This is a genomic window from Streptomyces sp. NPDC051243 (genome assembly GCF_044455405.1).
GTDB lineage: Bacteria > Actinomycetota > Actinomycetes > Streptomycetales > Streptomycetaceae > Streptomyces.
Genome location: NZ_JBITES010000009.1, coordinates 309,588 through 322,713, shown reverse-complemented (window position 1 = coordinate 322,713; position 13,126 = coordinate 309,588). Strand labels below are relative to the sequence as shown.

General features: G+C 69.9%; 12 protein-coding genes and 1 tRNA gene. 3 read left to right on the top strand and 10 right to left on the bottom strand.

Annotated elements, in window-relative coordinates:
- Positions 1 to 52 precede the first annotated feature (52 nt).
- Together ACIBAG_RS24540 and ACIBAG_RS24535 are read right to left on the bottom strand one after the other, a co-directional pair.
- Positions 53 to 126 (bottom strand) — tRNA-Met (locus ACIBAG_RS24540).
- Positions 127 to 183: 57 nt separating this feature from the next.
- A complete protein-coding gene (locus ACIBAG_RS24535) occupies positions 184 to 3,153 on the bottom strand; it encodes a UPF0182 family protein (protein WP_399107740.1) in 2,970 nt (989 codons plus the stop codon).
- A 164-nt stretch (positions 3,154 to 3,317) separates the two neighbouring features.
- On the opposite strand from ACIBAG_RS24535, the gene ACIBAG_RS24530 reads away from it, so the two are divergent.
- Complete coding sequence (locus tag ACIBAG_RS24530) at positions 3,318 to 3,860, top strand: PPA1309 family protein (RefSeq protein ID WP_399107627.1); 543 nt, start codon at positions 3,318 to 3,320, stop codon at positions 3,858 to 3,860.
- Between the two features lie 95 nt (positions 3,861 to 3,955).
- Here ACIBAG_RS24530 and ACIBAG_RS24525 read toward each other — a convergent pair whose 3' ends face one another.
- From ACIBAG_RS24525 to ACIBAG_RS24505, 5 genes are all read right to left on the bottom strand, one after another.
- A complete protein-coding gene (locus ACIBAG_RS24525; protein WP_399107626.1) occupies positions 3,956 to 5,053 on the bottom strand; it encodes a PDZ domain-containing protein in 1,098 nt (365 codons plus the stop codon).
- 132 nt (positions 5,054 to 5,185) lie between these two features.
- Positions 5,186 to 5,350: a hypothetical protein gene (locus tag ACIBAG_RS24520; RefSeq protein ID WP_167348303.1), complete on the bottom strand. Its 165-nt coding sequence runs from the start codon at positions 5,348 to 5,350 to the stop codon at positions 5,186 to 5,188.
- Between the two features lie 161 nt (positions 5,351 to 5,511).
- Positions 5,512 to 5,733: a hypothetical protein gene (locus ACIBAG_RS24515; protein WP_399107625.1), complete on the bottom strand. Its 222-nt coding sequence runs from the start codon at positions 5,731 to 5,733 to the stop codon at positions 5,512 to 5,514.
- A 119-nt stretch (positions 5,734 to 5,852) separates the two neighbouring features.
- Positions 5,853 to 6,314, bottom strand: coding sequence for a molybdenum cofactor biosynthesis protein MoaE (locus ACIBAG_RS24510; RefSeq protein WP_399107624.1), 462 nt, complete (start codon positions 6,312 to 6,314; stop codon positions 5,853 to 5,855).
- Positions 6,315 to 6,442: 128 nt separating this feature from the next.
- Positions 6,443 to 7,555 carry an SDR family oxidoreductase gene (locus tag ACIBAG_RS24505; protein WP_031479382.1) on the bottom strand — a complete coding sequence of 371 codons (1,113 nt, stop codon included), beginning with the start codon at positions 7,553 to 7,555 and terminating at the stop codon, positions 6,443 to 6,445.
- 192 nt (positions 7,556 to 7,747) lie between these two features.
- Here ACIBAG_RS24505 and ACIBAG_RS24500 point away from each other — a divergent pair, with 192 nt between their 5' ends.
- Together ACIBAG_RS24500 and ACIBAG_RS24495 are read left to right on the top strand one after the other, a co-directional pair.
- Positions 7,748 to 9,184, top strand: a complete 1,437-nt coding sequence (locus ACIBAG_RS24500) for a zinc-dependent metalloprotease (RefSeq protein ID WP_399107623.1) — start codon at positions 7,748 to 7,750, stop codon at positions 9,182 to 9,184.
- The gene (locus ACIBAG_RS24495) at positions 9,181 to 9,702 is read left to right on the top strand and encodes an NUDIX hydrolase (RefSeq protein WP_399107622.1); all 522 of its coding nucleotides are present in this window, start codon (positions 9,181 to 9,183) and stop codon (positions 9,700 to 9,702) included. Before ACIBAG_RS24500 ends, ACIBAG_RS24495 begins: the two co-directional genes overlap by 4 nt.
- 66 nt (positions 9,703 to 9,768) lie before the next feature.
- On the opposite strand, the gene ACIBAG_RS24490 is transcribed toward ACIBAG_RS24495, so the two are convergent.
- From ACIBAG_RS24490 to ACIBAG_RS24480, 3 genes are read right to left on the bottom strand one after another with little or no spacing between them, the layout of a single operon-like run.
- Positions 9,769 to 10,524, bottom strand: a complete 756-nt coding sequence (locus ACIBAG_RS24490) for an AIM24 family protein (RefSeq protein ID WP_399107621.1) — start codon at positions 10,522 to 10,524, stop codon at positions 9,769 to 9,771.
- Positions 10,525 to 10,541: 17 nt separating this feature from the next.
- The gene (locus tag ACIBAG_RS24485; protein ID WP_031479373.1) at positions 10,542 to 11,222 is read right to left on the bottom strand and encodes an AIM24 family protein; all 681 of its coding nucleotides are present in this window, start codon (positions 11,220 to 11,222) and stop codon (positions 10,542 to 10,544) included.
- Between the two features lie 13 nt (positions 11,223 to 11,235).
- The gene (locus ACIBAG_RS24480) at positions 11,236 to 12,981 is read right to left on the bottom strand and encodes a TerD family protein (protein ID WP_399107620.1); all 1,746 of its coding nucleotides are present in this window, start codon (positions 12,979 to 12,981) and stop codon (positions 11,236 to 11,238) included.
- Positions 12,982 to 13,126: the final 145 nt, after the last annotated feature.

The following is a 13,126-nucleotide window of genomic DNA, read 5'->3' as shown; positions in this document are numbered from 1 at the left end:
CCTCTGGAGGATCCGGGCCTTCGCTGTCGTACGAGATACTCGTCGACTTCAGTAGCGGGGACAGGATTTGAACCTGCGACCTCTGGGTTATGAGCCCAGCGAGCTACCGAGCTGCTCCACCCCGCGTCGTTGTTCGGCAACCGTATCACGACGCGGGGTGGGCTATTTGATCAACCCTCGTCCCTAGGTGCCGGTGGGACTGCTGGTCGGGCTCGGACTCCCACTCGGGCTCGCGCTCGGGCTCGCCTTGCCGCCGTCGCTGTCGCCGCCACCGGCGCCGGTCTTGTCGGCCTGCGCCTGCGCGTCCTCGGCCCGCTTCAGCGCCTCCTCGAGGTCCTCCTGCGCCCGGCCGTACGCCTCCCAGTCACCCTTCTTCAGGGCTTCCTGGCCGGCCTCGAAGGCCTTCTGGGCATCGTTCAGCGCCTCTTGGACCGTCGGGTTGGTCGAGGTCGGCGGAGGTGTCGTACCGCCTGGCTCCTCGCCCTCGTCCGGTGGCTCGGTGGTCGGGCCCTCCGCTCCGAAGACCTTGTTGAGGGCCTCGCCGAGCGTGTCCTCGAAGGCTGTGGTTCCGCCGTAGGACACCAACACCTTCCGCAGCAGCGGGTACTTGAGTCCGCCACCACGGACGTAGACCGGCTCCACGTAGAGCAGTCCGCCGTCGAGCGGGACAGCCAGCAGGTTGCCGTACTCGACCTCCGAGTCGCCACCTCTCAGCAGCCTGATGGTCTCGGCGATGTTCTGCTCGGAGTTGAACTGGCTCTGGACCTGACTGGGGCCGTTGACCGTGGTGTTGGTCGGCAGTTTCAGAATTCTGATCTTGCCGTAGTCACTGGTGCCCGCCTCGGCGTCGACGGCCATGAAGGCACTGAGGTTGTCCCGGCCGTTCGGCGTGAACGTCGTCGTCAGCGAGAACGCCTGTGCCGCCTGGTCGGGCATCTTCATGCTCAGGTAGTACGGCGGCACCGCGTTGCCCGACTTGTTGGTCGGGTCGTCCGGCACCTGCCAGACCTCGCTGCCGCTGAGGAACGTCGTGGCGTCCTTCACGTGGTAGCGGGTGAGCAGCTCGCGCTGGACCTTGAACAGGTCCTGCGGGTAGCGCAGATGGGCCATCAGCGACTTCGAGATCTCGCTCTTGGACTCCACCGTGTCCGGGAACGCCTTCATCCAGGTCTTCAGGACCGGGTCCTCGGTGTCCCACTGGTAGAGCTTGACCTCGCCGGTGTACGCGTCGACGGTCGCCTTCACCGAGTTGCGGATGTAGTTGACCTGGTTCTGCTGGGCCACCACCGCGCGCTGGTTGTTGCTCGCCGTCAGCGAGTCGGCCGTAGTGTCCCCGAGGGTCGTGCGGGACGAGTACGGGTAGCCGTTCGTCGTCGTGTACGCGTCGACGATCCACTGGATACGGCCGTCCACGACCGCCGGGTAGGCGTCACCGTCGATGGTCAGCCACGGGGCGACCGCCTCGACGCGCTCCTTGGGTGTGCGGTTGTACAGGATCCGCGAACCGTCGCCGATCGCACCGGAGTACAGGATCTGCGGCTCGCCGAACGCCACCGCGTACGCGGCCCGGTTGACCGGGTTGGAGAGACTGACGCCGCTGTCGGCCTGGTAGCTGTAGGTCTTCTCACCGCTGTCGTCGGAGTAGTCGATCTCCTTCTGGGGACCGCCGACGATGGAGTACATGGTGGTCTTCTCGCCGTAGTAGACCCGCTGCTCGTACGTCCCGAGGTCGCCCTTGGACGGCAGGTCGGACTCGGTGAAGTCCGGGCGGCCCTGGTCGTCGGCGTTGGTGCCCTCGGCGGCGACCACGCCGTAGCCGTGGGTGTAGCGGAAGTGGTCGTTGATCCAGTTCCGCTTCGGAATGCCGTTGAGGTTGATCTCACGCAGACCGATGACCGTGTCCTGGTCCTTGCCGTCCTTGCTGTACCGGTCGACGTCCAGGTTGGTCGGGAACGCGTAGTAGTTCCTGATCTGCTGGAGCTGCTGGAACGTGGGCGAGACGATGTTCGGGTCCAGGATCCGGATGCTCGCCGCGGCGTCCACGTCGTCGCGCAGTTGGGTCTTGTCCTCGGTCTGGCTCGTGCCCGGGTACTCGGTGACCTGGGTGCCGTCGATGCCATAGGCCTCGCGCGTCGCCTTGAGGTTCTTCGCGACGTACGGCGCTTCCTTGGCCTGCTCGTTGGGCTGGACCTGGAACTTCTGCACGATCGCCGGGTACAGGCCGCCGATGAGGATCGCCGAGAGCACCATCAGGCCGAAGCCGATCACGGGCAGCTGCCAGGTGCGCCGCCACAGGGTGGCGAAGAACAGCAGGGCGCAGATGACGGCGATGCAGAACAGGATCGTCTTGGCCGGCAGATAGGCGTTGGCGTCGACGTACCTCAGGCCGGTCCAGTTGTCGGTCGCCTTGAAGTCGCTGGACTTCACGGCGAGCCCGTACCGGTCTAGCCAGTACGCGACCGCCTTCAGGGCGACGAAGATGCCGATCAGAACCGACAGATGGCCGGTGGCGGCAGCGGTGGCGCGCGCACCCGGGCTGGTGACGCGCAGCCCGCCGTACAGGTAGTGGGTGAGCGCGGCGGCGATCAAGGAGAGGATCGCGGCGGCGAAGCCGAAGCCGAGCAGGAACCGGTACCAGGGCAGGTCGAAGGCGTAGAAGCCGACGTCCAGGTGGAACTGCGGGTCCTTCTCACCGAACGGCACGCCGTTGACCCACATCAGCCAGGTGCGCCACTGGCTGGAGGCGGAGGCGCCGGCGATCAGGCCGACCAGGGCGGTGATCGCCAGCAGCAGCCACTTCTTGTACGGCGCGATGCCCATGCGGTAGCGGTCGAGGCTCTGCTGCTCCATCGACATGGCGCTCAGCGGCGGGCGCAGCCGATGGGCCAGCCAGATGTTGAAGCCGACCGAGAGGGCCATCAGCAGACCGAAGACGAAGAACAGCCCGATCTTCGTCCAGAGCGTGGTCGTGAACACCGACGAGTAGTTCACCGACCGGTACCAGAGCCAGTCCGTCCAGAAGCCCGCGAACATGGTGAAGGCCATGCCGAGGACGGCGAGGACGCCCAGTGTCATGAGCAGCGTCCGGACACGCCGGGACGGGCGGCCCACTCTGATCCGTGGCCCGGTCGGGCCTCCGCCGCGGTCCGGCATCTGGAAAGCCAAGGTTCGCACCCCGAGGTTCGCTGTTGATCCGTCAGGCCCGCGTCTTCGTGGACCCTCCGTGGCCCCCCGTGATCGTGGGCCCACACCTATGCAACTTACTCACCGTTTACTCAGTTCCCGATTCCGCCCAGGAACGAGGCAGGATTGTGACCATGTCCAACACTCCCATGGCGGCGAGCCCGCTCACCCGGGCCGTGCTCGAGATCGACGAGTACGCCTCCGGCCTCGGCTGGGACCAGCCCGCCCGCCTCTTCGCCCTCGTAGACACCGCACGGCTGCGGGCCCAGGAACCCGGCCTCGCCGCCCAGCTCGGCCTGGGGGACGAGCAGGAGTCCTCCGGCCTGACCCCGATCGAGCAGGACGAACTTCCAACGGGCCAGGCGCTCGACGAGTTCCTGGGCACGATCGCCTGGCCCGACGCCGTGGCCGGCTGCGCGCTCACCGTCGAGCGCCTGATGCTGCCCCCCTCCGCGGAGGCGCAGGTCCCGCAGGGCCTGAGCGAGGGCAAGCTCGCGAAGTGGGTGGCCGACCATCCCGACCGCCAGGAGGTCCGCATGACGGTCGCGGTCCTGCGCGACGGCGCCCGCGAGTCGGCCGTGCGCATGCGTGAGAAGGACAGCCCGACGGAGGTGCTCACCGGCCCGGACCTGGTCCCGGGACTGGCGGAGGCACTGGCGGCGACGTTCGAGGACTGAGGCCGTCCGGTACGGCGGACCAGGTTCTTCCGGTACGACGACGGGGGCGCCCTTGATGTGAGGGGCGCCCCCGTCGTCGTACCGCGTGCTGTCCCTCAGCTCTTGGTCGTGCACTTCGGCAGGTCGGCGGTGTCACCGGAGCGGATGTCCTTCAGAGCGCCGAGGGCGTCGCCGATGGTGCCGACCTTGACGAGGGTGAGCCCCTCGGGGACGTCCCTGGCGGCGGTCGCGCAGTTGTCGGCGGGCGTGAGGAAGTACTGGGCACCCTTTTCCCGGGCGGCGATGGTCTTCATCTCGATGCCGCCGATGGGTCCGACCTTGCCGTCGTCGTCGATGGTGCCGGTGCCGGCGACGAACTTGCCGCCGGTGAGGCTGCCCGGGGTGAGCTTGTCGTAGAGCCCGAGCGAGAACATCAGGCCGGCGCTGGGTCCGCCGACGTCGGCGAGCTTGATGTCGATGGTGAACGGGAAGGTGTGGTCGGTCCCGGCGGAGATCCCGACGATGGCGCGCTTCTCGCTGCTGTCGTCGGACTCGGCGGTCCGGATCGTGACCTTCTCGGTCTTCGTCGGCGTCCGGCGCTCCTTCTCGGCGGCGGCCTGCTCCTTCGCCGGCACGATCGTGAAGACGACGTCCTGGCCCGGCTTGTGCTTGGTGACCAGCTCGGCGACGTCCGCGGGCTCCTTCACCGCCGTACCGTCGACGGCCTTGACCACGTCTCCGGCGTGCAGCTTGCCCTCGGCCGGCGTCCCCTTCACCACGGTCGAGACGATCACCCAGCTCTGCACCGGGATGTCCAGCGCCTTCAGGGCGGCGACCTTGGCGCTCTCCTGGGACTGGCTGAACTCCTCGGCGTTCTCCTGGGTCGACTCCTCCTCGGTCTTGCCGTCCGGGTAGAGGGTGTCGTGCGGCACGACCTTGTTGTCATGCGCCAGCCACCCGTAGACGGCCTCGACGAGGTTCATCTTGTAGTCGGCGCTGGTGACCCGGACGGTGGTCATGTTGAGGTGCCCGGTCGTCGGATAGGTCTTGCGCCCGGAAATCTGCAGCACCGGCTCGCCGTCGTGCTCGCCGAGGGTGTTCACCGTCGGCCCCGGGGACATCTCCGAGTACGGCACGGGGATGAAGACTCCCGCGCACAGGAGCGCGATCAGCATGAGGGTGGAGGCGAGCATCGTCGCGGTGCGGCGTGGCATGCCACGACAGTACGGGACACTCCTGTCAGCGCCCCGTCAGGGCCGTCCGCCGGGGCACTGACAGGGCCGTTTCCGCCGGCGCCCGCGTCAGGGCCCGCCGGCCCACCCCGCGATCATGTGCGGGCCGCGCGATCACGAGCGGGAGGTGGGCCTCTCCATGGCCTCGCGGAACCGGGCATAGCCGTCGAGCTCCGGCCCGTCTCCCCGGGCCTTGCGGGTCCGGTTGGCCCAACTGCCCCACAGACCTGCGCCGATCGCAGCCACAAGCGGAATCAGCAACCAGGCGAGCGCCGCCATGCCGTCCTCCCATCCCCAATGAGTGACCGCAACTGACTGATCAGCAGATTAACCACTGGCACTGACAACGCTCACGGCAGGGGTGCGGTTACGCAACCGGAGTGGGGTGGATGGGGGTTCGAAGGGACCGCGCTGCGGGCGGGGAGAGGCGGTGCGGTCGCTCAGCAGGGAGGCGTCGAGGCGGGCCGCTCGGCGGACGGATGCCCGGGTGCGCCGGTCAGGAGGCAGGCGACACGGGTGGGCCGCACGGCGGACAGATACCCGGGCACGCCCCTCAGCAAGCAGGCGACACAGGCAAGCCGCACGGCGGACAGATACCCGGGCACACCGGTCAGGAGGCAGGCGAGCCGGGTGGGCCGCACGGCGGACAGATACCCGGGCACACCCCCCAGCAAGCAGGCGACACGGGCGAGCCGCCCAGTAGTGAGGCACGAAGGCGGGCCACGCCGAGGCAGACGTCCGTACGGGAAGCGCGGCAGGCCGAAGCAGCCGGGCGGGCCGCTCAGCAGGCGCCCACCCACTCCTCGGTGCCGTCGGAGAACTTCTGGTGCTTCCAGATGGGCACCTCGTGCTTGAGATCGTCGATCAGCTTCCGGCAGGCCTCGAAGGCCTCGCCGCGATGCGGACAGGAGACGGCGACGACGACGGCGAGATCCCCGACTGCGAGGTCCCCGACGCGGTGCACGGCCGCGAGCGCCCGCACCGGGTACTCGGCGACGACCTTCTCGGCGATGCGTCGCATCTCGGCCTCGGCGTTGGGGTGGCACGAGTACCCGAGCTCGTCGACGTCGGCACCCCCGTCGTGATTCCGCACGGTGCCCACGAACAGCGCGGTCCCACCTGCGGCATCGTCCCCGACGGCCCGGAAGACCTCGTCCACGGAGAGGGCCGTCTCACGAATGGCGATGAGCTTCACGGGATCCTGAGCGCCCTGCTCACCGGGGTGATCGTTGGTAGGTGCCATGACCCCATCGTGCCCCACGCGCGCGAGGACGGGGAATAGCGTCATCGCCCGGCACGCGCGCGTGCGGCTTGGAGTCTCCTACAGGCCACGAGCGGGCAGCCCGCACCAGGGCCGCCATCCCGGCTCGCTCAGATCCGCCGCCGGGCCTTCCGCGCCCGCCGCACCACCGCCGCCGCGCCCAGCAGCGCGACCGTCGCTCCCGCGGCCCCTGCCGCCGTCGCGTCCTTGCGACCCAGCCGCCGCCCGGCGACCGTGTGCCTGCCGGAGACCTCCTCCAGCAGCTCCGCGAGCACTTCCTCGTTGGTCCACTGCGGCCGCCAGCCCGCGTCATGGAGCCGGCTCCCGCTGACCACCCAGGGGTACATCGTGTACGCCAGGTCCCCGGCCGGAGAGGGGGTCAGTCCGATCCGGTGCAGCCGGGCCGCCGCGCCCAGGGCGACCGCCGACGGCAGCTCCATGCGCCGGATCCCGCTGAGCTCCTCGACCTCCTCCTGCTCCAGCCAGCCGTCGCAGCCGACGGCGAGCTCCCCGTCGACCTTCTCCAGGACGGCGTACTCCAGGGCACCGCACAGATCCTCGACATGGCAGAACTGCCAGGCGGGTCGTGACCCGGCGACGACAAGGAGCCGCGGCGACTCGAAGTACCTGGTCAGCGCGGTGTCGGTGCCGCCCACCAGCACGGCCGGCCGGACGACGGTGACATTGAGCCCCGGGTGCGCGCGGGGCGCCCTGCGCGCGAGGCGCTCGATCTCCAGCAGGTCCCCGACCCCGGTGGCCTCCGCCGTCGCGCGCAACTCGGCGTCCTCGGACAGCGGCAGCTCGTTGTCGGGCAGCGCCCCGTAGACCATCGCGGAGGTGCACAGCACGACCCGGTGGATCCCGGCCGCCGCCGCGGCCGTCAGGACGGTCTGCGTCCCCCGGACGTTGTAAGCCGTCCGCGCGGCGGGGTCCGTCTCCAGGTCCAGGTCGAGCGCCAGGTGCACGACCACGTCGGCGCCGCGCAGCTTGTCCGCGATGGCCGGGTCCCGTACATCGAGGATGTGCCACTGCGCCGCCGCGCAGTCGCCGCGCCGCTCGTCGATGGCGACGACCTGCTTGACCTCGTCCGACGCGACGAGCCGCTCGGTGAGCAGCGCGCCGATCCCGGACGCGGCACCGGTCACCGCGACGACGGGCCCGCGCGCGGCGGGTGGGGTTGACCGGTTTCGCGCTGCGCGAACCTGCGGATCAGGGGAACTCACCGGGCGTCTCCAGCGGTTGTCTTCAGTACGAACGCGAGTGACGCGTACGTACCAGGTGGCATCCATCCTGCCGCAGGCCGAGAGTCGGCGAAGCACCGAGGCCCGAACGGCTCGCGGTGTCTACGCTGGGTGGTGTTATCGGGCAGTCGCGCCGCCGGTGCCAGCCGGTGGCCTTACCAGCCGAGGAATCCCGTGAGTGACACCCCATTCGGATTCGGCCTTCCGCCGGAGGAGCCGGAAGACGGCGACGAGGGCAAGAAGAAGGACCAGCAGAGCGGTGGTGGTCAGGGACCGGCCAACCCGTTCGGCTTCGGGCTGCCCGGTGCCGGGGGCTTTGGCAGCCCGGGCGCCGACAATCCGTTCGCTGCCATGTTCGGTTCGCTGAACCCCACCGACCTGGGCGCCGCGTTCCAGCAGCTGGGCCAGATGCTCTCCTACGAGGGCGGCCCGGTGAACTGGGACATGGCCAAGCAGATCGCCCGCCAGACGGTCTCCCAGGGCACCGCGGACGGCACCAAGGACGCGAGCGTCGGCCCCGCCGAGCGCACCGCAGTCCAGGAGGCCGTGCGCCTGGCCGACCTGTGGCTCGACGACGCGACGTCCCTGCCGTCCGGCGCGGGCACCGCCGTCGCGTGGAGCCGCGCGGAGTGGGTCGAGGCGACTCTGCCCGCGTGGCAGGAGCTCGTCGACCCGGTCGCCGAGCGTGTCGGCACCGCCATGGGCGACGTCCTGCCGGAGGAGATGCAGGCCATGGCCGGCCCGCTGATCGGCATGATGCGCTCGATGGGCGGCGCCATGTTCGGCACGCAGATCGGGCAGGCCGTCGGTGTGCTCGCAGGTGAGGTCGTCGGCTCGACCGACATCGGCCTGCCGCTCGGCCCGGCCGGCAAGGCCGCGCTGCTGCCGGTCAACATCGAGACGTTCGGCAAGGACCTGGGCGTTCCGAAGGAGGAGGTGCGGCTGTATCTCGCCCTGCGCGAGGCCGCCCACCAGCGTCTGTTCGCGCATGTGCCGTGGCTGCGCTCGCACCTGTTCGGCGCGGTCGACGGCTACGCGCGCGGGATCAAGGTCGACACCGCCAAGCTGGAGGACGTGGTCGGCCAGTTCGACCCGCAGAACCCCGAGCAGTTGCAGGACGCCCTGCAGCAGGGCATGTTCCAGCCGGAGGACACGCCCGAGCAGAAGGCGGCCCTGGCCCGTCTGGAGACCGCTCTGGCACTCGTCGAGGGCTGGGTGGACGCGGTGGTGCACGCGGCCGCGAAGCCCCGCCTGTCGTCCGCCGACGCGCTGCGCGAGACGCTGCGCCGTCGCCGCGCCTCCGGCGGCCCGGCGGAGCAGACCTTCGCCACGTTGATCGGCCTGGAGCTGCGCCCGCGCCGCCTGCGCGACGCTTCCCGTCTGTGGGCCTCGCTCACCGACGCGCGCGGCGTCGACGGCCGTGACGCCCTGTGGGCCCACCCGGACATGCTGCCGACGGCCACCGACCTCGACGACCCGGACGGCTTCGTGCACCGCGAGCAGATCGATTTCTCCGAGCTGGACAAGATGCTCGGCGAGGCGGCGGGCGGCTCCGGCGAGAAGCCGAACCTGAAGAAGGACGACGACTCCAAGGGCGACGACACCGAGTGAGCCTGTACGACGACGCGGTCCTCGTGCTGAAGGGCTACGAGGGCCAGGAAGAGCTGCGCCAGGCCTATCTGGAGCACCTGGGGACCCACCCGGACGGCATGTGGAAGGCGTGCGAGGACGGGCACATCACGGCGAGCGCGCTGGTGATCGACCCCGCGCGCGAGCGGGTTCTGCTCACCCTGCACAAGAAGCTGCGCATGTGGCTGCAGATGGGCGGCCACTGCGAACCCGGTGACACCGGCCTCGAGGCGGCGGCGCTGCGCGAGGCCACGGAGGAGTCCGGCGTCGTCGGTCTGACGTTGCTGCCGGGCGGCCCTGTGGCACTCGACCGGCATCCGATCCCGGCCCCGTGCAACTGGCACTTCGACGTCCAGTACGCGGTCCTCGCCCCGCCGGACGCGGTGCACGAGGTCAGCGACGAGTCCCTCGACGTGCGCTGGTTCGCCTACGACGAGGTGGCGGACGTGGCGGACGAGTCGGTCGTACGACTGCTGGAAGCGACCCGCGCCCGCCTGTGAACAGGTGAGGGGCGACCGCCTGTAGCGGTCGCCCCTCACGTCCGCCTTCCGGACGGTGCCGTCGGCTCAGCTCCAGACGTTGCCCTGGTTCTGGCCCCGGGCCCCCTGCTGTCCCACGCCGTACTGCGCGGCGAGGCCAGAGCCGATCTGGGCGTTCTGCGGCGGCAGCAGCTCACTGGGCTGCACGAGCGCGTAGCCGGTGCCCATGAAGCTGAGCTCCCAGCCCTCACCGGTGTTGCCGCGGCGCCGCCACACTCCGGAGGAGTGCGTCTGGGCCTGCATCTGGACGCGCAGCCCGGTCGACCAGGCGACGATCGCGTCGGCGTCGCAGTTGACGTACTTGTCGGGCGTCACCTGCATCATCAGCGGCATGCCGGAGGTCATGAGGGCGACCTTGCCGCGGCCGGTGATGTTGAGCTGGTACTTCCCCGAACCGGAGATGCCGTAGAGGCTGTCCACGGCGATGACCTCGTGGTGCAGCGAGGAGTCCATCGCCAGCACATAGCTGCTGTCGACGGTCAGCCCGTCCTGGTCGACATCCACCAGGTGGACGTGCTGCTTGAGGTTGGCGAGATAGACGATGCCCTGTCCGTGACAGCGCATCAGGTCCAGGCCCTCACCGGTGCGCGCACGCGCGCGTCCCTGCTGGTTGCTCTGGAACTCTGCGTCGAACTCGACGAGTCCCTGGTAGGCGACCATCGTGCCCTTGCGGGCGAGGATGTCGTCGTGGCCCTCCAGGGCGACGCGGAGCATCTGCTTGTTCTGCAGGCTCCAGCGGTCCTGGGTCTGCTGCTCGTTGTAGGCGAAAATCGGGCTCTGCATGGCGTTCTTGCTCCCCCTCAGCCCCGGACCCGGAGACGGTCGGTGCTGTCCTCGCTGGGCTGGACGACGACGATGCCCTGTCCGGAGAAGGCCATCTGGTAGGCCTCGCCACTGCCCCGGCCGATGAGCGACTGCGCCTTGAAGCTGCGCTTGCCCTTCACCTTGAGGTTCGGCGACCAGGCGACGAGCGCGTCCGGGTCGACGTACGTCTCGTCCTCACCGCCGCCGCAGTCGACGACGATCGGCTTGCCCCGGGAGGTCAGCGCGACCCAGCCCTGCCCGGAGATCTTGGTGTTCCACAGGCCCTGCCCGGCGAACTTCGCCAGACCCTTCACCCGCTCGACGCCCCACGTCAGATGGGCGTCGAAGGCGAGCAGGTTGGTGGCGTTGACGGAGATTCCGTCGCCGTTGAGGTTGATGACGACGACGTCGGCGCCGTAGTCGGCGAGGTAGAGCAGGCCGTCGCCGGAGCACTTCATCAAAGGCGCTCCCTCGCCGGTCATCCAGTCCTTGGCGATCTGGCGCACGGCCGGCGGGTTGGGCTCGTACTGGACGAAGCCCTCGTAGGCGACCATCGACCCCACGCGCGCGAAGAGATCGTTCCCGGTCTGCATGGCGACCTTCAGCATGTGATTGCCGTGGTTCTCCATGCGGGCGGTGACGGGTGCGGGAGCGTAGCCCGCGAGCGGCTGGTTCATGACGGGCTCTCCCTCAGATCTCGTACGGCTGGACGACGATGAAGTTGCCGGGCGCGGCCCGGAACTGGAGGTTGACGCTCTCGCCGGTGTCGCCGGGGTAGGCGTTGCGGCGCATGCGCACCTGGCTGGAGACGACGACCTGGGCGGCGGACGACCAGGCGACGACTGCGTTGCAGTCGGCGAAGGTCGTGGGCGTGACCGGCAGCACCACGGGCGTGCCCTGCGTCTTGACCACGATCGTGCCGGTGCCCGTGAACTGCATCGTGAACAGCGCGCCACCCGGGATGCCGTGGCCCTCGATACGGCGGACCTCGTACTGGAGGCTCTCGTCGAAGGCGAGGACGTTCTCCGCGGAGACACAGATGCCGTCGCCCTGGAGCTCGATGGGATGCAGCATCGCCGAGTTCTCGGCGAGGAACACCTGGCCCTGGCCGGTGCAGCGCATCAGCTGCATCTCCTGGCCCGTCGCGTTGCCCACGATCCGGCCGGCGAACCCGGCGCCCTTGTAGCTGAAGTCGACCTTGCCCTGGTAGAGCACCATGCTGCCCTGCCTGGCCAGGACGGGGTGTCCGCCGATGCCGAGGTCGACCCGGATCAGCTTCTTGTTCTGCTGCGTCCAGCGCTGGCCGGTGGGCGTCTCCTTGAACTGCTGGAGCGCGGCGGCCACGCCGGCGCCCTGCGGTGCACCCTGCGGTGCACCCTGGGGCGCTCCGTAGGGGGCCTGCTGGCCCGGGACCTGGCCGTAGCCCGGGGGCGGGGTGGGCTGGCCGTAACCAGGCGGCGGGGTCGGGGCCTGGGGGGCTTGGGGGGCCTGAGGCTGGGCGTAGCCGGGTGGCAGCGGGGCGGTGGGAGCCGCGGCCTGGCCGTACGGCGCCTGCTGGCCGGGCTGCCCGTAGGGCGCCGCTTGGCCGGGCTGTCCGGGCGGCTGCTGCTGACCCGGCTGGCCGTAGGGCGCCGGAGCCGGGGGCGGCGGGGTGCCGCCGGGCGGCGTCACGGGCGCCACGATGGTGGGCTGGGCGTGCACCGACGGGGCGGGAGCCGGGGCCGGAGGCGGGGGGTTGGAGCCGGGCGGGGGCGCGAAGCCCTGCGCCGCGGGCGCGGGAGCCGGTGCGGGAGCCGGGGCCGGTGCGGCGGGGGCGCCGAACGCGGGCGGCGCGGCAGCCTGGGCGGGCGGTGCGAAGCCGGGAGCGGCCCCGGTCTGCGGCTGCTGCGGGGCGGCGGGCGCCTCCTCCTCGGCGACCTCGCCGCCGAAGTTCTTCAGCAGCGCCTCGAGGCCGCCGTCGAAGCCCTGTCCGACCGCGGCGAACCGCCAGACGTCCTTCAGATAGAAGTCGCCCAGCATCACGGCGCGTTCGGTGGAGAACTCCGAGCCGTCGAAGGCGTACCGGGCCACCTCCTCGCCGCCGGCGACGATGCGGATGTACCCGGGGCTGATCTGCGACATCTGTCCGGCGCCGTCGATCGTCGCCGTGAAGGACAGCTTCTGGATCTGCGGGGGGATCTTGTCGAGCGTGACCCGGAAGGACTCCGTGTCACCGGCCTGGGCGCCCAGGAGCTGGATGGACTCCTCGGGGGACTTCGGCTGGTTGAAGAAGACGAAGTACCGGTCGTCCGAGAGCCGTTCGTCGGCGTCGAGACCGAAACAGCTGATGTCGAAGGTCAGCCCGGGGGCCGAGATCTGCACACCTACGTACAGATCCGTGCCCGCGGTGAGGTCACTGATCCTGGCCTTGTGGCCGCGTTGGAATTCCCTGGCCATGCGTAACGACCGTCCCCCATCCCGAGTGTGAGTGCGTCGCGCCAGGCTAACGGCAAACTCGGACATCGGACGAAGCCGGTACAGACCCGGTACACAACCCCTCTTCCGGCCGGATCGGAAGCACCGTCCTAGGGGTGCCTCAGGG

Bases quoted from the DNA above. Each gene is read 5' to 3' on its own strand.
- ACIBAG_RS24510 (WP_399107624.1), bottom strand. From the start codon at position 6,314: ATGGCACCTACCAACGATCACCCCGGTGAGCAGGGCGCTCAGGATCCC.
- ACIBAG_RS24530 (WP_399107627.1), top strand. From the start codon at position 3,318: ATGTCCAACACTCCCATGGCGGCGAGCCCGCTCACCCGGGCCGTGCTC.
- ACIBAG_RS24490 (WP_399107621.1), bottom strand. From the start codon at position 10,524: ATGCAGAGCCCGATTTTCGCCTACAACGAGCAGCAGACCCAGGACCGC.
- ACIBAG_RS24480 (WP_399107620.1), bottom strand. From the start codon at position 12,981: ATGGCCAGGGAATTCCAACGCGGCCACAAGGCCAGGATCAGTGACCTC.
- ACIBAG_RS24525 (WP_399107626.1), bottom strand. From the start codon at position 5,053: ATGCCACGCCGCACCGCGACGATGCTCGCCTCCACCCTCATGCTGATC.
- ACIBAG_RS24520 (WP_167348303.1), bottom strand. From the start codon at position 5,350: ATGGCGGCGCTCGCCTGGTTGCTGATTCCGCTTGTGGCTGCGATCGGC.
- ACIBAG_RS24485 (WP_031479373.1), bottom strand. From the start codon at position 11,222: ATGAACCAGCCGCTCGCGGGCTACGCTCCCGCACCCGTCACCGCCCGC.
- ACIBAG_RS24535 (WP_399107740.1), bottom strand. From the start codon at position 3,153: ATGCCGGACCGCGGCGGAGGCCCGACCGGGCCACGGATCAGAGTGGGC.